Here is an 18303-nt window from a genome sequence, read left to right as displayed (position 1 = left end):
CGTTCAGGCATCGAGTCAGGCATCGACAAGGAGGGACATCATGCAAGGTCGCTACCATTGGTCGAATACAGCACTCTCGCCACGCTTCTTCGGCGTCCACGCGGTAGGTGTGCTGCCCTTCTTTGTCCTGCTGCTGTACAAGTCCTGGTGGCTGTTCTGGCTGGGCGTAGGGCTCAATCTGGGCCTGTTTGCGCTGGAACGTTCCGGCGTCACCCTGGCGGCCTGCTTTCGCTATGCCAACCTGCTGATCACCGGTCGGCGCAAAGCCGTCAACCGCTTGCTCGACGAGCTGTTCCGCTAGGTCGTCCCGACAATGGCCAAGCAGGATTCCGCCCCCACCCTGTCCGGCCCAGCCATCCTGGTTCTGGCGGCTGCCACCCTGTATGGTGCCTGCTGGCTGGCCTGGGTCACCCTGCATGGCCCGCTGGCACGCAGCTATCTGTGGCTGCGCCTGCTGGAACTGGCCACCGTATTCCTGCCGGTATTCCTGCTCAGCCGCTTTGTTGATATCGCCCCTTTCAGCTGGATAGGCAGCTGGATAGATCGTGCGAGTCAGGCTGACTACGCGAGCTACCCCTGGGCCGACATCGCCCGCAGCAGCCTTTTCTTCAATATCTTCTGGCTGGCAGTGCTCTGCGGCCTGTGCTGGCGCTGGGCCATGCAACACCTCGCGCATCACCCCAAAATGCGCTTTGCCCGCCGCCACACGCTCGATAGTTATGCGCGGCTATGGTCTCAGCATTTTGCGCATCTCCCCTTATTCCGCCGCCTGCGCCTGATCGAACAGCCGCTTGATCATCCGGTGTATGGCATGGCGTTGAACCTGAAAGGCTTCCTGCTGCGGCACGGACTGGTCAGCGCCTGGAGCGGCGAAGGCCGCCCCCTGCTTGATGAGACGGCCGCACGCGCCGTGTTTGCCAGGCAGCTTGGCGGTCTATGGCGTGGCACCAAGGGGCTGACGGATACCGAATTACTGGTGTTTGCCGCGCTGGCCCCCCGCGTTGCCGCCACCGACTCCCGACTGGATGACTCGGCGTTCAAAGCGGCACTGGCGCTCAGCGACCGCCTGCTCAAAAGCTATTGGGGGCCCGTCTCGGCAGCCGATTGCGATGTGCGTGAGCCGGAATTCGATCTGGAAGCCGCGCAGCAGGCCATCGAGCAATACGGCGCCCATAGCAAAGTTCAGGCGGTGATCGACCAGCATGCATTCAATCGCAGCATCCTGTGGGCCATGCTGCTCGAAGCCCGGCGGGTCGGCATACTGCCCGCCTGTGAATTCCGCTGGCTGCGCTTTTGCGATCGGCCTCTGTGGTATCTGGTCAACAACGTTGGCCGTACCGTCACCTTCCCGGAGGCTGCCGGTCCGATGTCACATTTCCTGCATGAGCGTATGACCGGCCCATCTGCCTCGCCACGACTCGACAACGCGCTGGCGGCGCTCAAAAGCGCTACCGAACGCTTTGACTTCAATGCCGAAGACCGCGAAGCCCATGCGGCCAAGGCCCGCAAAAGGGAGCACCCATGACACGCCCATCATCCATTGCGGTTCGCCAAGCTTCACGCATCCGTCAGCAATATTTGCTGCGGCTGTCTGGCGGGTTGATTCTCGGTGCGCTGGGGCTCACGTTGCTAGCCCAGTCGAGTGCCAGCCAGGCGGCCGATCCGCCGCCCATGCTGGCCAAACAGCACATCCTCGAACAAAAACCGGTGGGGCTGGGTGGCCTGATTGCCTATCGCGTGGAAAAAGAGGGAAAAGAAGTCGTGCTCTATGGCACAGCAGATCGCAAAGTCTTGATTTCCGGCGTCATCTGGAATGCCGAAACAGGCGAAAACCTCTCCGACCGCTTCGCCCCCAAACCAGCCAGACCCAATGAGTCAAACAACGCCAATGCCAGCACCGCCATACCGCCACAGATGCGCGAGCTCGCCAAGCTCAGTGGCGTGCAGGAAGGTGTGGCTGACCCCGCTCGAACCGTCTACATCGTATTCGATCCACGTTGTCCGCACTGCCACACGCTGTACCGCAACACCCGCAGCTATGTTGCGGCTGGCCACTCCATCAAGTGGCTGCCGGCCACGGTTCTGGGGGATGGTGGCGAGCCGCTGGCGGCCGCCATCCTGCAAGGCCAGGCCCCGCGCCAGATACTCGACGCAGTGATGACGGGCGCCAGCCGACCCACCATGACGCCAAGCCCCAGCACCAGCAATGCCCTGGCCGCCAATCGGGACTTCTTCTTCTCGGCATTTCGCGGTGTCGGCAATCCTGGGGTGCCCACTGCCTTCTATCTTGACCGGAAAACCGGTCGTCCCCGGATGATGCCGGGTGCCAGTGACCCAGCATCCTTGCAGGAAATATTCGGGAGTTGACCATGCGACTCAAATATGAGACCCAGCCCCACTTCAGCCTGAATCAACGCGGCGACCGGCTCTGGGCCGCACTCTCGCTCGACTTGCTCGATGGCATCGTCGAAACACAAGCCGTCGCCATTGATGACCTGGCGAATATTCAGGCCATCGGGCTGCGTATCGACCCCGTTGACGCAGAAGCCAATACGGTTGCACTGGCACTGACCCTGCACATCGACCGACGAGGCAGTCAAACCGAGCAGCGCCTCTTGGCAAGCCTTCGCCTCCCCTTGCCACTCGATCGCAAAGGAAAGCCGTTACAGCAAGCCGAGACCGTGCAGCATTGCCTGAGATTCCGCCTGAACGAGAGTTACCAGCTGGCTTGGCGGCAATGGCAGGAAAGCCCACCGGCGGTCTCTCCCTCCCCTGCCGAGGTCGGCACCTTGCCGACACACGTCGGCGCTTGGCGCCGCAGCGTGCCGACCCAACGTGCTGCCAGCAATCGCGCCAGCTGGTGGCTGGTGTCTGCCATTGTCATTGCCTGTGGCATGTGGCTGGGTTGGACCTTGCAGCAGAAGCGCCCCACCGCCCCTGGCGAGATGGCATCGCTCGAAGAATCGATCCGGCAGCAAATCATGCAAGGTACCGGCATCCCCAGTGCCAATGCTTCGAGTGCCGCCGCCGAACAGGCAAATACCACCTTGCAGACCTTGAAGGCACTAGGGCTGGACCCAGGACAAAGTGCGGATAATGCCTGTCTGGTGAAGTAATTGCCGTCTACACCGCCTTGGCGACCATCCAGAAGATTGCGGGCAGCGGGATCAGCGTCGCCAGCGTCCCCACAACCGACCAGATACGGGCCAGCCGCGAGTATTCGGCCGGAATCCGGCCGTTGCTGGCAGCCAGCAGTCGGCTTTGTTTGATCTGCACCGGCACCAGCACCAAAAGCCATAAGCCACCGGAAATACCGAAAACCACATAGCTCCAGATTATCCAAGGCTGATTGATCCCCCCGGGCAACGCTGTCGCCATGAAATGCCCACTCCCCAACAGCAAGGCCACACCCAAGCCGGTAAACACACCATCCGTCAGGTTCACCAGCCGTGTGGCAAAGCGGATAATCGCGTAATCCCCGGTGCGATCTGCCATCACCTTCCAGAAGGCACTGACAATGATATTGCCGATAAACAGGCAGGCACCCAGAATGTGCAGCGATTTACTGATTTCATACATGATTTGGTTTCCATTCAGTGAATTGCGAAACAGCAAGCCCCCGCGAAAAACTTTGGTTTTTATGCAAAGACATGCTCTGATCCAACAAAACTTTCAACCCGAAATGCCACGCAAAAGCCTAAGGATCTTGATTCCACAACGCAATCCCAGATAAAACCCGTATCACTTTCTTTATCTCGAATTCGCCATGAATCCATTTAAATTCAGACACCTATCAACCCTCATCTCCGTTGGGCAGTGAAGCCAACGGGCATTCCCCCTCCAAAAAAATGGCCACTATTGAATATCAAGTCATGATTCAAGCCTTGCCCGACAAGGTGTATCGCATCTCTCAGGATTACGCCTGCCGTTATGATTGGGACCCATTCCCCGAACAAATCGAATTGCTGCACAATGCACGCGATATTGCAGTGGGCGTTCAGGTTAAAGTTGTTGCCAGAAATGGCCTGAAAATGATTGTCGAATTCATACAGATCGCCCCACCCAAAACTGCCGCAGTAGCCATGGTGAAAGGACCATTTTTTCTCGATAAATTTGCAGGAAGCTGGATCTTTTCCGAAAGCAACGGTCAAACGCTGGCGCGTTTTCGTTATAACCTTCAAGCCAAGCCGTGGGCTAGAGCATTGTTAATCGAGCACCTGGCGGTCTGGTATTTCACCCGAGCGGTCCGGGCACGACTGGATGGTCTGAAACGTTATTGTGAATCGCATTAATTGCCATCATTTAGTTACATCAATTAGATTGGAAGTCCTGATGCGGCACGCTTGGTGCAGAGTCTTGGTGTTTATTTGTTTTACCTGCACACCAGGTTCCGGGTAAATAGCTAAAACAAAAAAGGGCAGAATGTGTTACAGAAATTTATTGCGCGGCAATTAGCCCGCCCTACTGGCTTGATTGGCCGTTTATTTATCGCCCCCTGGCTGGACCAGGGAAACCGGCTGATGAATCACGCCACTTTGCAGCAGCTATCGCCACAACCCGGTGAAAATATTCTGGAAATTGGTTTTGGTGGTGGCTATTTATTGCGCCAGTTATTGCAGTCCCATCCCCATTCCCTGGTCAGCGGGCTGGATGTCTCGGCAGACATGGTCGAGCTGGCCAGCAAGCGTCTGCGGCCTTATTTGATTAATGGCAGCCTGCATTTGAAGCAGGGCTGTATCGAGCAGCTCCCTTACCGCAACGCCAATTTCGACAAGATCTGCACCGTCAACACCCTCTATTTCTGGTCGGACCCGGCCAAAGCACTGGCCGAATGCCATCGCACCCTTCGCAAGAATGGCATTCTGGTTTTGTGCTTCAACGACAAAACAGAACTTGCAAAATGGCCCGGTCACCGCTTCGGATTTCAGCTTTACGACAAGGTAGAAATTGGCTTGCTGCTGGAAAAACATGGCTTCAAGACCATCAAGATCGAGTCGTTTCACGACCCCAAGCAAGGCAAGTTTCATTGTCTGAGCGCTCGCCGGGAAAAGGTCTTCAATTAGGTTCTGTTGATATTTCCGGATCGTGTTTCGTCGATGCACGACACGGTGCAAGCCTTGCAGCCGGATAGCCATGCAACCAAAGCCACCTGTCCGGCACGATGAAAACACCTGCCGACGTGCCGGATGTCGATGTGAACTCGAATTGCTTTTAAGCGAAGCCTCACACCATCATCCTCAGCCATATGAATATCGACATCCACCAACTGAGCCCCCAGCAGTGCTACCAATATCTGGTTTCTGCCATATTGCCCCGGCCTATTGCCTGGATCAGCACCCAGTCTGCCGCAGGGCTCAGCAATCTGGCGCCTTTCTCGTTTTTCAGTGTCGCCAGTGTCGCGCCCCCGGTTTTGAGTGTTACACAGGTCAACCCACGGGACCGTGCCGAGAAGGATACGGTGCGCAACCTGCGCGAAACGGGAAACTGTGTGGTGAATATCGTCAACCAGCAGCTGGCGGCGCAAATGAATGCCAGCTGTGCAGACTACCCAGCCAATGTCAGCGAATTTTCTGCGGTGGGTATCGAGCCGATTGCCAGTCAGCAAGTACCGACGCCGGGCGTCGCCTTATCCCCTGTTCGATTTGAATGCCGCTTGCGTGACATCATCGCCATCGGGGAAGGCCCGCAAGCCGGGCAGCTGGTATTGCTGGACGTCGTACACCTTCACATTGACGACACCGTGCTGGAACAAGGCCGCATTCTCCCCGACAGACTTGACGCCATCGGCAAGCTGGGGGGTGACGATTACAGCCTGATCCGCGAGCGCTTTCAGATGACCAGGCCCCAAGCCCCTGCCACGCCTTTGCCGCCCACCTAGCGGGCGTGAGCCACGACCCTTCAACTCGAATTCAGGAAGCGAACCATGATCAGACGTTTGTTTGCCCCCTTGCTACCACTGCTTGCGGCCGGATACACCCTTGCGGAATCAGACGCCTCTATGGTCACTCCGTCTTTGGCAGACGCCCAAGTGGCAATGAGGCAGCGCATGCTGAGCCTTGCCGAAAAGTCGGGCAAATTCGCCCATGACGCGGACCCTGGCCAGCGTGAAGTGCTGCAAGCCGTCGCCCGGATGCAGTGGGCAAGCGCCCACAGCCTGATGGTGACCAAACTTGGCGATTGCCAGTCCAGCAAAGTCGGAGACAAACCACGCGTGCAGTGCCTGGTGGCCTACAGCTTCAAACAGAATGGCAAGGACATCAGCCGCGAAGACAAAGTGCAGTTCTCGCCTGCCATCAACCCCGGCACGCCCGCCCCGGCAGGCTGGGTCGCTGAGTAATCGCAATACCGATACAGTGCTTCACGACAGGAAGGGATGGCCGCGCACTCAAAATCCCCTTCATGCACCTTGAGCGTCAGCTATGGTAAAGCGAGCGGCGAGGGAATCTGGCCGCTCTCTGTTCAAACAACCAGGAGGCGCTTCAATGAAAACCGTGGCATGGGCTTTACTGGCAGTCGCCGTTTGCAGTCCGGCACTCGCCGCCAAAAAGAATTGTGATGAGCTGAAAGCCGCAGTCGAAACCAAGATGCAGGGCAAAGGGGTCAAACATTACGAGCTGAACGTCGTCGATACGGGACAGGAAGGCGATGCCAAAGTAGTTGGCAGTTGCGAGGGTGGTACCAAGAAGGTGGTTTACAAGCGCGGCGCGGCGCCTGCCAAGGAATAAGCCATCCAGCGACAGCTGGCTGCGGCTCGCACAGCAAACAACAAAGAGGGCAAGCCCTCCTTGTTGTTTGCTGATTGATGGCGAATCCGCCCCGGCGACTTACGCCTTTTTGCCGTAGACCGGGAAGCGGGAAGTCAACGCCAATACCTTCTCGCGCACGGTCGTCAGATTGGCTTCGTCAGCCGGATTGTCGAGCACATCAGCCACCAGATTGGCAACCATGCGGGCTTCTTCCTCCTTGAAACCACGGGTGGTAATGGCCGGCGAACCGATACGGATGCCGGAAGTCACAAACGGGCTTTCCGGATCATTCGGGATCGAATTCTTGTTGACGGTAATGTGCGCCAGACCCAAAGCCGCATCGGCAGCTTTCCCGGTCAGGCTCTTCGGGCGCAAATCCACCAGAAAGAGATGCGACTCGGTACGGCCCGACACAATACGCAGCCCACGCTCGATCAGGGTGCGTGCCATCACGTCAGCGTTCTTCAACACCTGTTGCTGATAGACCTTGAACTCGGGCTGCAGCGCCTCTTTGAAGGCAACCGCCTTGGCGGCAATCACATGCTCCAGCGGACCGCCTTGCAGCGTCGGGAAGACAGACGAGTTGATCATCTTCTCGTGTTCGGCCTTGGCCAGTACCAAGCCACCACGCGGGCCACGCAAGGTCTTGTGGGTTGTCGAGGTAACGAAATCAGCATGCGGCACCGGGTTGGGATACACGCCAGCGGCAATCAGACCGGCGTAGTGCGCCATGTCCACCATGAAGTAGGCACCGACCTTCCTGGCAATCTGTCCCATACGTTCAAAATCAAAACGCAAAGCGTAGGCCGAAGCGCCGCCGATAATCAGCTTGGGCTTGGTCTCGATGGCGATGCGCTCCATCTCGTCGTAGTCGATCTCTTCCTTGTCGTTCAGGCCGTAAGGAACGATGTTGTACATCTTGCCCGAGATATTGGCGGGCGAGCCGTGGGTGAGGTGGCCACCGTGCGCGAGATTCATGCCCATGACCGTGTCGCCAGGCTTGAGCACCGAGAAATAGACGGCCTGATTGGCCTGCGAGCCGGAGTGCGGTTGTACGTTGGCATACTCCGCGCCAAACAGCTGCTTGATGCGATCAATAGCCAGCTGCTCAACCTTATCGACGAACTCACATCCGCCATAGAAACGCTTGCCGGGGTAGCCTTCGGCGTATTTATTGGTCAGTTGCGAGCCCTGCGCCTCCATGACGGCAGGGCTGGTGAAGTTTTCAGAAGCGATCAGCTCGATATGCTCTTCCTGGCGACGGCATTCTGCCTGGATGTGAGCGGCGAGTTCTGGGTCGTAAGCTGCAATGGTGGTATCGGGCGAGTACATGGAGACTTCCGCGAATGAGTGGAGGGAGGTGGGCAATTTTACCACTTTCATGGCCGTCCCTGCCTCCAATCCGATTCATATAAATTCGCCGAAAATTCATCATCTCGTATTTATTTGCCAATACAAGTCACTGCACCCCTGCCAGAACCGGGCATCCAGCCCTCAGCGTGGTTTCTGCACCTCGTAGACAACCCGATAGCGCCGACTTGCCAGCATTTCGTTCTGATCCAGCCCATAACCAACATAAAACTGGGTGCCGATCTGGTTGGAAAGATCGGTATCGCTCAGTAACTGAATCTTCACCAACTCATCGGCACTGAGGGCCGCAACACCCGACAGAAACTCGGGAATCGGACCACCCAGATACGCCCCCCAGCCAGCCAGCTTGTCTTTGATGAACCAGGATGAAGCCGAGAAGGCATTACCCTGTAACGGCGGATTTCCCTGTGGCACCAGCGCCCCGACATAGACGTTGTAATTGCTGGCAGAAAACTGTTGCGCCAAGGTTCGGGACAGCTTGATCTCCACCGCCAGGGATAGGTCCTTGTCCCCGCCGATTTTTTCGGTCTCGACGAAAAATGGCACCTCTTTATCCGAAGGTAGCGGCAGATTGGCTACGTTGGCCAACAGATCCAGATAACCTGTTGCCTTGGCATTGACGACACCGCCATAACTGCGCCGATCGGCAAAGGTGCCATCGCCTTGCTGACCATTCATGTTCCAGCCGAAGCTCCAGACCGTACCATCGCTCTTCATCGCCATGGAGTGGAAAGAGCCCGCCGCAATCGCTGCAAATTGCTCGCCGATCGCTGCCATCGGGATCGGGGTTGAGCCTGGGCCTTCATCACCAAGACCCAGCTCGCCTTCAAAGTTACTGCCCCAACCCCAGATGATGCCGTTGAAGTCCAGCGCGAGGCTGTAACCAAACCCGGCAGAAATCGCCTTGATACGTGGCAGGCCGGGCACCGGCCGAGGAACAGCGCTGGGTGTATCACCACCGTCGCCAAGCTGCCCCCAGTAGTTCGCCCCCCAACTCCAGACCGTCCCATCCGCCTGCAAGGCCAGCGCATGGTGGGCGCCATTCGATAGCGCCTTGATGTTGGTGAGGCCGCTGATCTGAATCGGGCTGTCGCGAGTACCATCAACCGGACCAAGCTGGCCATAGTAGTTATTGCCCCAGGCCCAGACGGTGCCATCGCCGCGCAGCACGGTGACGAACTGGGCACCCAGACTGACATCCACCGCTCCGGAGAAATTGGGCACTTTGACCGGCCGCAGCACATAGCGCACGGTCAGATCGCCAATACCCAGCTCGCCATCACCGTTTGCCCCCCAGGTCCAGACACTGCCATCGGCCGCCACCGCCGCACTATTGACCCCTCCCGCGCCAATCTTGCGGATATTACTAAGCCCCGACAGTTTGACCGGAGACGATCGATCAATTTGGCTACCATCACCAACCGACCCGGTGAAATTACCCCCCCACCCCCAGACCGACCCATCACTCTTCAGCGCTAGCATGTGCCGATCTCCAGCCGCCAGCGCTGTCACGCCATTGAGATTGGTTACAAGAGAGGGCACATTGCGCTCGCTCTCGGCGCCTTCGCCCAACTGCCCCTTGGCATTCGAACCCCAAGCCCAGAGCGTGCCATCACTTCCCAACGCCATCGAGTGCAGCGATCCCGCTGCAATCGCTTTGGCCGCGCCGCTGATGCCTTTCACCATGGTCAGATCGGCAGCCTCGGTGGTGCCATCGCCAAGCTGGCCCGCTTCATTGGCCCCACCTGCAGCCACTTTGCCATCTGGCCGCAAAAACAGCGCATGAATCACGCTGGCTTCAACATCAACGGCCGATCCCGCCTCGCCACTTTGGGTGGCGAAGCCATAAAGACCATAGCCCCAGATCCAGACACTACCATCGGCCCGCACTGCGAGGCTGCCGAGGGTACCTGCGCTGATGGCAATCACCTGATCGAGTCCCGGCACCAAGCCCGGTACCGCCAGTGACTCAGTGGTGCCATTCCCGAGCTGGCCATATTCATTATTGCCCCAGGCCCAGACGCGCCCATAGATATCGAGCGCCATGGAGTGCTTGCCACCCGCCGACACCGTTCCAACGGGCGCAAACAGGAAAACCTGGCCGGGCGTACTACGCGGCAGGCCAAACAGATCGCCCAGCTGACCGGAGCTGTTATCCCCCCAAGTCCAGACCGAGCCATCTTTGGCTAATGCGATATTGTGAGTAGGACCGGCCTTGATGACCGTAATAGGCGGGAGGTTCAGCGTCAGAACCGGGCTCAGGCTCATATCGGTTTTGCCATCACCCAGCTCGCCGTTATCGTTGAAGCCCCAGGCAAACACCCGGCCATCACTGGTCAGCGCCAGGGTATGGGCAAGCCCTGCCGACACCGCCACCAAACCGGAAGAGCCCGGGATTTTGACCGGCACCGAATAACCTGCACGGGTGCCATTGCCGAGTTGGCCGTAGAAGTTATCGCCCCAGGTCCAGATAGAACCATCTTCGAGAATCGCCGCCGAATGGGCGTCGCCAGCGGTCATGGCCTTGACGCGGGCATTGGGCAGACCCGGAAACTGGACCTTGCTCGCCTGCGGGATAAATAGCTTGCGCCCCTGCCCCAACTGCCCGCTGACGTCGCTCCCCCAGGTGTAAACCTGGCCTTCGCTCGACAACGCCGCACCGTGGAAAAAGCCACCTATCAAGGCAGGCTCTACCGCCTGCCCCATTCCAGCCGACCAGCCAGCCAAAGCCAGCAGCGCTGCACAGAGTCTGTTCCGCATTTGATAGACCTCCGCAAAGGAGGCGTACCTGCTACTGCGTAGGCATTGTTGACCTGCTTCAAGCTGCAAAACCATCAACAACGCCTCATGACCATGCGGCAGATGCCTGGCCCCTCACCACACTGCCGGAGGGGGCAAAAGGCCGGATCAGGTCATCAAGGGCTTTGTACCTCGTACACTACGCGGTAGCGCTGCGCCGCCAACATTTCGTTCTCGTCGAGACCGTAGCCGACGTAGAACTGGGTTCCGAGCTGATTGGACAAGTCGGTATCACTCAGAATTTCAATCGTGATCAATTCATCCTGACTACCAACCGTCACACCCGACAGATACTGGGGCATCGGGCCACCCAGATAGGGATTCCAGCCCGAGATCTTATCCTTCAAATACCAAGTAGGGTCTGCCGCAAACGAGCGCGGCAGGCGGATGCTCCGCAATGGCGGATTGCCCGGCGGAACCAACCCTCCCACATATACGTTGTAGCCTGCGGCAAAGCGATTGCCTGCCATTTCCGGTGCCAGCTGCAATTCCACCGTCAGGCTGATGTTGTTGTCGTCACCCTCTTTGGCTGCCCGCATGAACACCGGGGGCCGCTTGCCCGTAGGGGTGGTCAGGTTCGGGATCGTCGGGTCCAGATCAAGGATGCCGCTGATCTTCTCATTGAGCACGGCGTGATAAAACGGCTGATCAGCCAGTGCGCCGGTGCCCAGCTGCCCACCCAGGTTATTACCCCATGACCAGACCGTACCGTCCCGCTTGACAGCAATATTGTGTCGGGCTCCAGCCGAAATACTGACCACATTTTCCAGGCCCACCACTTTTACCGGGACCTTGCTGTCTATCCGGGTCCCTTGCCCCAGCTGACCGAAAGTGTTGTTACCCCAGGCCCAGACCGTGCCATCGCCTTTCAGAACGATGCTATGGCGCTCACCGGCCGACACAGCAATCACATCCTCCAGGCCGCTGACGCGGGCCGGGATGAAGCGGTTGGATTTATTTCCATCCCCCAACTGACCACTACCATTTTCACCCCAGGTAAACACCGTGCCATCGACCTTCAGCGCAATGCCATGCGCTGCCCCGGAAGCAATCGCACGAATCTCGCTAAGCAAAGGGACTTTTGCCGGGGTGACGCTGCTACTGGTTGCGGGAATACCAAGCTGTCCGGACGCCCCGCCCCCCCAAGCCCAGACAGTGCCATCCTCTTTCAAGGCATAACTGTGCGCACTCCCTGCTGCAACGGCCTTGGCCCCCTCCAGACCGGCCACGATTTCCGGCGATGTACGAAACCAGGAGGCCGTCTCGCCAAGCTGACCTACATAATTTTGCCCCCAGCTCCAGACCGTTCCATCCGTCCGTACCGCCAGCGCATGACTCCAGCCTGCCGCAACCGCCTTGATATTGCTGAGCGCGACAACATTTACCGGCAAACCACTGCTAGCCAAACCCTCAACGCCCAGCTGGCCATATTCATTATCACCCCAGGTCGCCACCGAACCATCGTTGCGCAAGGCCACCACGAACGCCTGCCCGCAATCAACCGCCCCGACATTGTTGATGCCCTGCACCTTCACCACGCTAGAGCGTTGCGGCGCGCCGCCATCAGCCAGCTGACCGAAATCGTTGCCACCCCATCCCATCAAGGTACCGTCGTTGAGCTGGACGATAAGATGATCACGCCCCCCCGAAATCGCTACGGCCTTGGCGATATTGAGCGCCACGACAGGCGTCAGGCGCTGGATCAGCGTGCCGTCACCAAGCTGCCCGGTATCATTACGGCCCCAGCCATAGACCTTGCCGTCCCGCGTCAGCGCATAACTCTGATTGCGGCCAGCCACCACCGCAATCGCCCCGCTGATACCCTGCACCTTGGCAGGACGCAGGCGGGAATCCTTGGTGCCATCCCCCAACTGGCCATGGCCGTTATAACCCCAAGACCACACCGACCCATCGCTCGTCACGGCCAGGCTATGGTTTTCACCGGCAGAGATAGCGGTAACCTTGCTGAGCGTGGTCAGCTTCAGCGGAGTACTGCTGTTCTCGCTGACGCCGGTTCCCAGCTGCCCTGGCTTGCCCAGGCCCCAGGCCCAGACGTTGCCATCGGCATCCAGCGCCAGCGTGTGCTGCCAGCCGCCCTCGATCTGCGTGATCCTGGGCAAACCTGGCACCTGCGTCGGCGTGGCGACACCATTCAGCGACCCCAATCCCAGCTGGCCACTGCTACTGCTGCCCCAAGCCCAGACGGTTCCATCCGTTTTCAGCGCCAGTGAAAAATCTGCGCCCGCAGCTACCATTGATACGCTCGTCAGACTACTGACCAGCACCGGGCGTCGTCGGGGTTCGGTCGTGCCATCGCCAATCTGCCCCGATTGATTACTCCCCCAGGCACCGACATAGCCATCCGGCGATACCACCAGCGTATGCGAGGCCCCTGCTGCGGCTGCCTTGATCGACGGCAAGCCCTTGATCTGAATGGAACGCAGCCGATTGACTATCGAGCCATCCCCCACCTGACCCGAACTGTTACGCCCCCAGCCCCAGAGCGTGCCATCCGCCTTGACAACCATATTGTGATAGTCACCACTAACCAGGGTACCGGGTACGGCTACCGTTCGTCCGATGTTGAATTTGCCTATTTCCGCAGGGGTTTGCAGATAGGTCACCCGCCCCTGTCCTAGCTGGCCTTTTTCATCACTACCCCATGCCAGCAGCGTGCCATCCGAGCGGATGGCCATGGAATGAAAGAATCCGCCGATGGCTTGTGGTCGAGAGGTGGCCGCATCTGTTATCGCACTGGCCAAGCCAAGAAACAGACCGACTCCAAGGGTTATCGCTTTATGCATATTCCTCGCCTTGCATTGCAATGGCCCGATCTCTACCGAACCCGATTGTTGTTTGTTGTTTGATCGATTGAATTGTTGATCTTGTTGATGTTCCTGCATGAATACACTACCCGCTTAGCGGCACTGCCCTTGCAAGGGCTCGATTATTTGGATTTGCCGGAAGTGATGAATCAGGTCCAGCACGGCACGCTGGGCCCCTCTATCGATTGACGAAGCTGTTCAAGCACATTGCAGCAACTTAATTGCATCAAACCCACCATCAAAATCGGGCTGATCGCAGATCACCCGGCGCAAGGGCGCAGGACTTAGCATAGAACGATCTGGCCACCCCTTATGCGCCGTGTATCGTTTTTGCCAAAAATCCGGCCAAAATGCGGAAAATTGCCAAAAAAACTGTGGCGTATTTACCAGACTGCCGCCAGCCACCCGAGCTGGATTCGACAGCAAAATTAGGTCTTTTGCCCTATTCTTGTAGGAGGAGCACACTCCGCGAAGTTATGAAATGCAAGGCTGATTCTGAATGGCCGTCTGAATGAGGTACCTGATCATGTACCAATCACACGATTCATCCCGCCACACTATTAGCGCCCATAGCTGCCTGTATCTGCTGTTCCTTTTATGCGCTCTGATCTGGGCATTTATCTGGCTGGCCATTCTGGCGCCAGCCACAGGTCTTACCGATATTTCCTGGAAGGTTCATCTGGTGGTCATATTATGTGGCCCCGGTCTTTTGTGGTTATGCCAATGGCAGCCCGCAGATCGGGATTAAACCATTCTGCTATTCCTGACAATAAAATGTGGCGCACCCCGTGCGCCATTTTCTTGACGCATTTGAATGTAACCCGGCAGCCAAACATACCCCAAGCATCTCAATTCAGCCTGGTTTGAAAAGCCGGATAAATGCCGGATTGCCATATACTGCTGGCAGCTCGTCAGCCTTGATTACCCCTTCCTGAAAAAGGAGAGTCGCTTTGCGGCGTGCTTTTTAATTCACCTCTATTTATCTGCTATTCAAATCATGGATACCTTACTCGTTATCGACATGCAGAATGTCTGGCTCAATGGGGATACTCGTCGCCATGACAAGGCCGGCATCATCGCCCGAATCAATTTCGCGGCTAACCAGATTCGCCAGAAGGGTGGGAAGGTTGTTTTTGTTCGCCACTGCGACGCAGAGGCTGTCCCTGGTAGCGAAGGTTGGCAGATAGATGCCGATCTGGTCGTCGCGGAAGGCGATACCTTCATTGAAAAAACCGCCTGCGATTCGTTTGCTGACACCTTGCTCAAGCCCGTCCTGACTCAGCAAGGCACTCGCAACTTATATATTTGTGGGCTGGCAACCGAATTCTGTGTCGATACCACTTTACGCGCCGCGCTGTCGCATGGTTTTGACGTGATCGCACTGGCTGATGCACACACAACGGGTGACCGGCCACATCTGACAGCCGAGCAGATCATCGCCCACCATAACTGGGTCTGGACGCATATGGCCGTCCCGCAAGGCCGCAGAATTCAAGTACAGGCTGTTGAACAAGTATTCGCATAGGTAAGGACATGACTTATTCCATTCAATATAAAGCTGCACGTCTCGAATTCACCGAGAGCAATCTGATCCACGCCAATCTCTCCGGCGCCGCATTCAGTGGCAAATGGTTGTGGGTAGCCGGTGATGAGGCCTGTGGAGTGGATCGATTACAGCATCTGCCCAGCAGCGGCAGTGAGCAACTCAGGTTTGGTCAAGCCGTTCACTTTCCGTTGACCAACTTGCTGGATCTGCCCGGCAATCCGGAAGATGAAGCAGATCTGGAGGGTATGGCGATTGAAGATGGCTGGTTATGGGTAGTAGGCTCACACGGGCTGAAGCGTAAGAATGCCAAGCCTGATCGCAGCCATGCCGACAACGCCAAACGGCTGACCAAGCTCGCTTTGGATACCAACCGGCGGCTACTGGCGCGTCTGCCCTTGCAAGAAGGGGTAGATGGGCAGCCGGAGGTCATGCGCAGTACGCCTGATGGCCGCAAGGCATCACGCCTGCGTGGGGACGCTGAAGACAATGAGCTGACCCGCCTGCTCGCCGACGATCCGCATTTCGCCCCTTTCCTGAAGATTCCCGGCAAGGACAACGGCTTTGACATTGAAGGGCTAGCCTTGCTTGGCAACCGCCTTATGCTTGGCCTGCGCGGCCCGGTACTGCGCGGTTGGGCCTGTCTGCTGGAAATTGCCATCACCGAGAAGGAAGACGAACTACGTCTGGCTGCATTGGATGACTCGGGCTGCAAGCTGCGGAAGCATTTTCTGCCACTGGACGGTCTGGGCATCCGCGACCTGCATTTCGAGGGCGATATGCTGCAGATTCTTGCAGGCCCAACCATGGTGCTGGATGGGGATGTGCGTGTATTTGGTTGGCAGGATGCCAAGCCCCAGCTTCTGGAAAACACCGAGAACATCGTATTCTGGCCTAAGCCAAGCTTGCTGTGCGCTTTGCCACATAGCCCCGGCCGCAATCGAGCCGAAGCGTTTTGCGCTTTGCCGGCAGAACTCTCCCCGACCAGACAGTGGCTGGCCCTCTATGACGCCCCTGACGCCGACCGGCTCGAAGGCCCGTTGACCGTTTTCGGCGATATCGTCAGCGAGTCCTGATTGCCTTGTTGCCTGCAGGCCACACGATCTGTCATCAGTGGCCTGCCATCCCATCTCATCGCCCGTACCTAAGCGCTGTTGACGTCTTGTTTGCGGTTGCGCCAGGCCCAGGCCCGACGAAACGCGATCCTGAAACAGGACGTCAACAGCGCCTACAATGACAGAGCATCCTCACCGCTATCAGGAGGCTCGCCATGCCCAGACTCGTCATGTCGTTACTGGTTGCCTGCAGCCTGTCCGCCGCAACGAACGCATGGTCTGCCACGACACAAACCATGCCCGTTTCATTGACGGCCTTTGTACAAAGCGGCGAACAGTTCGATATCCGGCTCAAGGCAGATGAGCGTCTGTTGTGTCAGCTCAAGCACGTCAGCCGCACCGCCTCCCCCGCACCGGTGCAATGCCAGTTCGAGTTACCCATCAACACCAAGTCCCTCAGCATCGTCGGCTGGCACGGCGAGATTGAGACCAAAGTCGGCTTGAACCGCAAACCACCTTCCAGCCAGAAATGGCCGCTGATCGACTTTTCCCCACTCATTGATGCCTTGGTGCGCAGCAAAGCACCGCTGGCACAGCAGCTGGCCAATTACGCACAGGCTGAGCAAGCGCTGCTGCGCCCGCTGGACGAAGGCCCAAGCCTGTTCCTGCAACCCCGGCGACAGGATGCCCGCCCTGCCATCGACGAGGCGGAAAGACGCCTTGGCTACGATCTGCCCGCCGACTACCAGGAATTGATTTCCAGCTATGAAGCCATACGGCTTGCAGACGCCTGGGTGGTGCCACCCAAGCAATTGGGCACCATCGGCAGCCTGCTGCAACAGCAACCAGACCCGCCCGCCATGGACTTGCTGGATCGCCGGCTCGGGGAACTCTACAAACGTGCGACATTGCTGTTCCGCACAGTTGGCCCCGACCTGGCCGGGCTTGCCTATCTGCCGGCTTCAGGGCGAGGCTGTTTTGCAACGGCCGCGATGTATTGGGTAGATCAGAACGCACTGGATGCGCCAGATCTTCAGTTGAATGGCAAGCAGTGCATGACCTTTTCAGAAGCGCTGCGTCGCCAGATATTTGATCGGGGCGTGCAGAAGCTCAGCCAGCAAGCCCAAGCGCAAGGCAAGTTGGCCATTGACCGCCAGGCCACCAGGCTGCAGCTGTTACTCCAGTTCGGTAGCCCGGACCGCTTCAACCCCGCGCTCTCCACCTACTGGGCGTGGCAATAAATGTTGTGACTGCTCGTGCAGTGGGCCTAAATCCGACGAAACGTGATCCGGAAGCAAATCGTCAACTGCGCCCAACTCTTCCAGTGCAGCCTCGACAACCTGCCAGGCACGCTGCGACTCTTCTTCACCCGCATCCGCGTGCAGGCGCTTTTTCGCTCCGTGCTGATTCAGGATCAGATGTCGATCCGGCACCACCCCGACCTTATCGAGGCAGGCCGACACGCAAGCCAGCGCGCAACCATCAAGCGCCAGAATCGGCCTTCCCGATTGAGCGAGTCTGACCAGAGGCACCACTCCACCGCCCACCCCGCTGATGCACGACATCTGCGCCCTGCCCTGCCGGTCGAGCTGAACGGCACAATCATTGGCAAGCTGCGCCACGCTCGAACATCCGGAGCAGGCATAAACAAGGGGCAATGTTTGCTGGGTGCTTCGCTGCGTCATGGTTTATCTCGAACGAATTATCAACCCTAGGCTCTGTTGACGTTTTATTTCCGGATCGCGTTTCGTCGGATTTGGGCCTGATACAAGGCAAAAAGCGCGCCGCTTAGTGATAAGCCACGCGATTTCCCGTCTGGGCGCACAGGCTGTAAGGCTTGCATCGCAAGCCAACAGCCTGGCAGTCAACGCGGCAGCAGGCCCAAATCCGACGGAACCCTCCGGGCCGGGTCGATTTTTGGGGCATGGCGTCGTTAGGGTTCGCTTATTTAGCTCGCTAAACTA

The 18303-nt window shown here is 57.9% G+C and carries 18 protein-coding genes; 13 read left to right on the top strand and 5 right to left on the bottom strand.

Annotated features, from left to right (window positions below):
* The first annotated feature begins 40 nt into the window (after nt 1-40).
* Genes icmT through PZA18_RS07335 form a run of 4 tightly spaced genes read left to right on the top strand, consistent with a single transcriptional unit; the run spans nt 41 to nt 3116 of the window.
* Complete coding sequence (gene icmT / locus PZA18_RS07350; RefSeq protein WP_284100167.1) at nt 41-301, top strand: IcmT/TraK family protein; 261 nt, start codon at nt 41-43, stop codon at nt 299-301.
* 12 nt (nt 302-313) lie between these two features.
* Nucleotides 314-1525, top strand: a complete 1212-nt coding sequence (locus PZA18_RS07345) for a secretion/conjugation apparatus DotM-related subunit (protein WP_284100166.1) — start codon at nt 314-316, stop codon at nt 1523-1525.
* Nucleotides 1522-2367, top strand: a complete 846-nt coding sequence (locus PZA18_RS07340; protein WP_284100165.1) for a DsbC family protein — start codon at nt 1522-1524, stop codon at nt 2365-2367. Before PZA18_RS07345 ends, PZA18_RS07340 begins: the two co-directional genes overlap by 4 nt.
* A gap of 2 nt (nt 2368-2369) precedes the next feature.
* Nucleotides 2370-3116, top strand: coding sequence for a hypothetical protein (locus PZA18_RS07335; protein ID WP_284100164.1), 747 nt, complete (start codon nt 2370-2372; stop codon nt 3114-3116).
* Between the two features lie 7 nt (nt 3117-3123).
* Here the strand turns inward: PZA18_RS07335 and PZA18_RS07330 are convergent, their stop codons facing one another.
* The gene (locus PZA18_RS07330; protein WP_284100163.1) at nt 3124-3579 is read right to left on the bottom strand and encodes a DUF2269 family protein; all 456 of its coding nucleotides are present in this window, start codon (nt 3577-3579) and stop codon (nt 3124-3126) included.
* Between the two features lie 269 nt (nt 3580-3848).
* Between PZA18_RS07330 and PZA18_RS07325 the strand changes: the two genes are divergently transcribed.
* From PZA18_RS07325 to PZA18_RS07305, 5 genes are all read left to right on the top strand, one after another.
* Nucleotides 3849-4292, top strand: coding sequence for an SRPBCC family protein (locus tag PZA18_RS07325; protein WP_284100162.1), 444 nt, complete (start codon nt 3849-3851; stop codon nt 4290-4292).
* 228 nt (nt 4293-4520) lie between these two features.
* Complete coding sequence (locus PZA18_RS07320) at nt 4521-5063, top strand: class I SAM-dependent methyltransferase (protein WP_284100161.1); 543 nt, start codon at nt 4521-4523, stop codon at nt 5061-5063.
* Nucleotides 5064-5245: 182 nt separating this feature from the next.
* Nucleotides 5246-5878 carry a flavin reductase family protein gene (locus PZA18_RS07315; RefSeq protein WP_284100160.1) on the top strand — a complete coding sequence of 211 codons (633 nt, stop codon included), beginning with the start codon at nt 5246-5248 and terminating at the stop codon, nt 5876-5878.
* Nucleotides 5879-5923: 45 nt separating this feature from the next.
* Nucleotides 5924-6337, top strand: coding sequence for a hypothetical protein (locus PZA18_RS07310; RefSeq protein WP_284100159.1), 414 nt, complete (start codon nt 5924-5926; stop codon nt 6335-6337).
* A gap of 145 nt (nt 6338-6482) precedes the next feature.
* Nucleotides 6483-6725 carry a DUF1161 domain-containing protein gene (locus PZA18_RS07305; protein ID WP_284100158.1) on the top strand — a complete coding sequence of 81 codons (243 nt, stop codon included), beginning with the start codon at nt 6483-6485 and terminating at the stop codon, nt 6723-6725.
* 99 nt (nt 6726-6824) lie between these two features.
* Here PZA18_RS07305 and glyA read toward each other — a convergent pair whose 3' ends face one another.
* The 3 genes from glyA to PZA18_RS07290 all read right to left on the bottom strand — a co-directional run bounded on the left by glyA (nt 6825) and on the right by PZA18_RS07290 (nt 13720).
* Complete coding sequence (gene glyA, locus PZA18_RS07300) at nt 6825-8078, bottom strand: serine hydroxymethyltransferase (protein WP_284100157.1); 1254 nt, start codon at nt 8076-8078, stop codon at nt 6825-6827.
* Between the two features lie 162 nt (nt 8079-8240).
* Nucleotides 8241-10877 (bottom strand): RCC1-like domain-containing protein, encoded by a 2637-nt coding sequence (locus PZA18_RS07295; RefSeq protein ID WP_284100156.1) that lies wholly within the window; start codon nt 10875-10877, stop codon nt 8241-8243.
* Between the two features lie 155 nt (nt 10878-11032).
* Nucleotides 11033-13720: an RCC1 domain-containing protein gene (locus tag PZA18_RS07290; protein WP_284100155.1), complete on the bottom strand. Its 2688-nt coding sequence runs from the start codon at nt 13718-13720 to the stop codon at nt 11033-11035.
* A gap of 81 nt (nt 13721-13801) precedes the next feature.
* On the opposite strand from PZA18_RS07290, the gene PZA18_RS07285 reads away from it, so the two are divergent.
* The 4 genes from PZA18_RS07285 (at nt 13802) to PZA18_RS07270 (ending at nt 17580) form a co-directional block, all read left to right on the top strand.
* The gene (locus PZA18_RS07285; protein ID WP_284100154.1) at nt 13802-13930 is read left to right on the top strand and encodes a hypothetical protein; all 129 of its coding nucleotides are present in this window, start codon (nt 13802-13804) and stop codon (nt 13928-13930) included.
* 808 nt (nt 13931-14738) lie between these two features.
* Nucleotides 14739-15266 (top strand): cysteine hydrolase family protein, encoded by a 528-nt coding sequence (locus PZA18_RS07280; protein ID WP_284100153.1) that lies wholly within the window; start codon nt 14739-14741, stop codon nt 15264-15266.
* 8 nt (nt 15267-15274) lie between these two features.
* Nucleotides 15275-16360 carry a DUF3616 domain-containing protein gene (locus tag PZA18_RS07275; protein ID WP_284100152.1) on the top strand — a complete coding sequence of 362 codons (1086 nt, stop codon included), beginning with the start codon at nt 15275-15277 and terminating at the stop codon, nt 16358-16360.
* Nucleotides 16361-16554: 194 nt separating this feature from the next.
* Nucleotides 16555-17580, top strand: coding sequence for a hypothetical protein (locus PZA18_RS07270; protein ID WP_284100151.1), 1026 nt, complete (start codon nt 16555-16557; stop codon nt 17578-17580).
* Here the strand turns inward: PZA18_RS07270 and PZA18_RS07265 are convergent.
* The gene (locus PZA18_RS07265; RefSeq protein ID WP_308447344.1) at nt 17515-18024 is read right to left on the bottom strand and encodes a putative zinc-binding protein; all 510 of its coding nucleotides are present in this window, start codon (nt 18022-18024) and stop codon (nt 17515-17517) included. The genes PZA18_RS07270 and PZA18_RS07265 overlap by 66 nt on opposite strands.
* Nucleotides 18025-18303 lie beyond the last annotated feature (279 nt).

This window comes from Parachitinimonas caeni, from assembly GCF_030129945.1.
GTDB classification, from domain to species: domain Bacteria; phylum Pseudomonadota; class Gammaproteobacteria; order Burkholderiales; family Chitinimonadaceae; genus Parachitinimonas; species Parachitinimonas caeni.
Note: the sequence above shows the minus strand (reverse complement) of the source record. Positions and strands in the feature narration are given on the sequence as shown.

Coding starts and splice junctions, on each gene's coding strand:
- PZA18_RS07340 (WP_284100165.1), top strand. CDS start 1,522: ATGACACGCCCATCATCCATTGCGGTTCGCCAAGCTTCACGCATCCGT.
- icmT (WP_284100167.1), top strand. CDS start 41: ATGCAAGGTCGCTACCATTGGTCGAATACAGCACTCTCGCCACGCTTC.
- PZA18_RS07325 (WP_284100162.1), top strand. CDS start 3,849: ATGGCCACTATTGAATATCAAGTCATGATTCAAGCCTTGCCCGACAAG.
- PZA18_RS07315 (WP_284100160.1), top strand. CDS start 5,246: ATGAATATCGACATCCACCAACTGAGCCCCCAGCAGTGCTACCAATAT.
- PZA18_RS07275 (WP_284100152.1), top strand. CDS start 15,275: ATGACTTATTCCATTCAATATAAAGCTGCACGTCTCGAATTCACCGAG.
- PZA18_RS07295 (WP_284100156.1), bottom strand. CDS start 10,877: ATGCGGAACAGACTCTGTGCAGCGCTGCTGGCTTTGGCTGGCTGGTCG.
- PZA18_RS07320 (WP_284100161.1), top strand. CDS start 4,521: ATGAATCACGCCACTTTGCAGCAGCTATCGCCACAACCCGGTGAAAAT.
- PZA18_RS07265 (WP_308447344.1), bottom strand. CDS start 18,024: ATGACGCAGCGAAGCACCCAGCAAACATTGCCCCTTGTTTATGCCTGC.
- PZA18_RS07330 (WP_284100163.1), bottom strand. CDS start 3,579: ATGTATGAAATCAGTAAATCGCTGCACATTCTGGGTGCCTGCCTGTTT.
- glyA (WP_284100157.1), bottom strand. CDS start 8,078: ATGTACTCGCCCGATACCACCATTGCAGCTTACGACCCAGAACTCGCC.
- PZA18_RS07335 (WP_284100164.1), top strand. CDS start 2,370: ATGCGACTCAAATATGAGACCCAGCCCCACTTCAGCCTGAATCAACGC.
- PZA18_RS07345 (WP_284100166.1), top strand. CDS start 314: ATGGCCAAGCAGGATTCCGCCCCCACCCTGTCCGGCCCAGCCATCCTG.
- PZA18_RS07280 (WP_284100153.1), top strand. CDS start 14,739: ATGGATACCTTACTCGTTATCGACATGCAGAATGTCTGGCTCAATGGG.
- PZA18_RS07290 (WP_284100155.1), bottom strand. CDS start 13,720: ATGCATAAAGCGATAACCCTTGGAGTCGGTCTGTTTCTTGGCTTGGCC.
- PZA18_RS07270 (WP_284100151.1), top strand. CDS start 16,555: ATGCCCAGACTCGTCATGTCGTTACTGGTTGCCTGCAGCCTGTCCGCC.
- PZA18_RS07305 (WP_284100158.1), top strand. CDS start 6,483: ATGAAAACCGTGGCATGGGCTTTACTGGCAGTCGCCGTTTGCAGTCCG.
- PZA18_RS07310 (WP_284100159.1), top strand. CDS start 5,924: ATGATCAGACGTTTGTTTGCCCCCTTGCTACCACTGCTTGCGGCCGGA.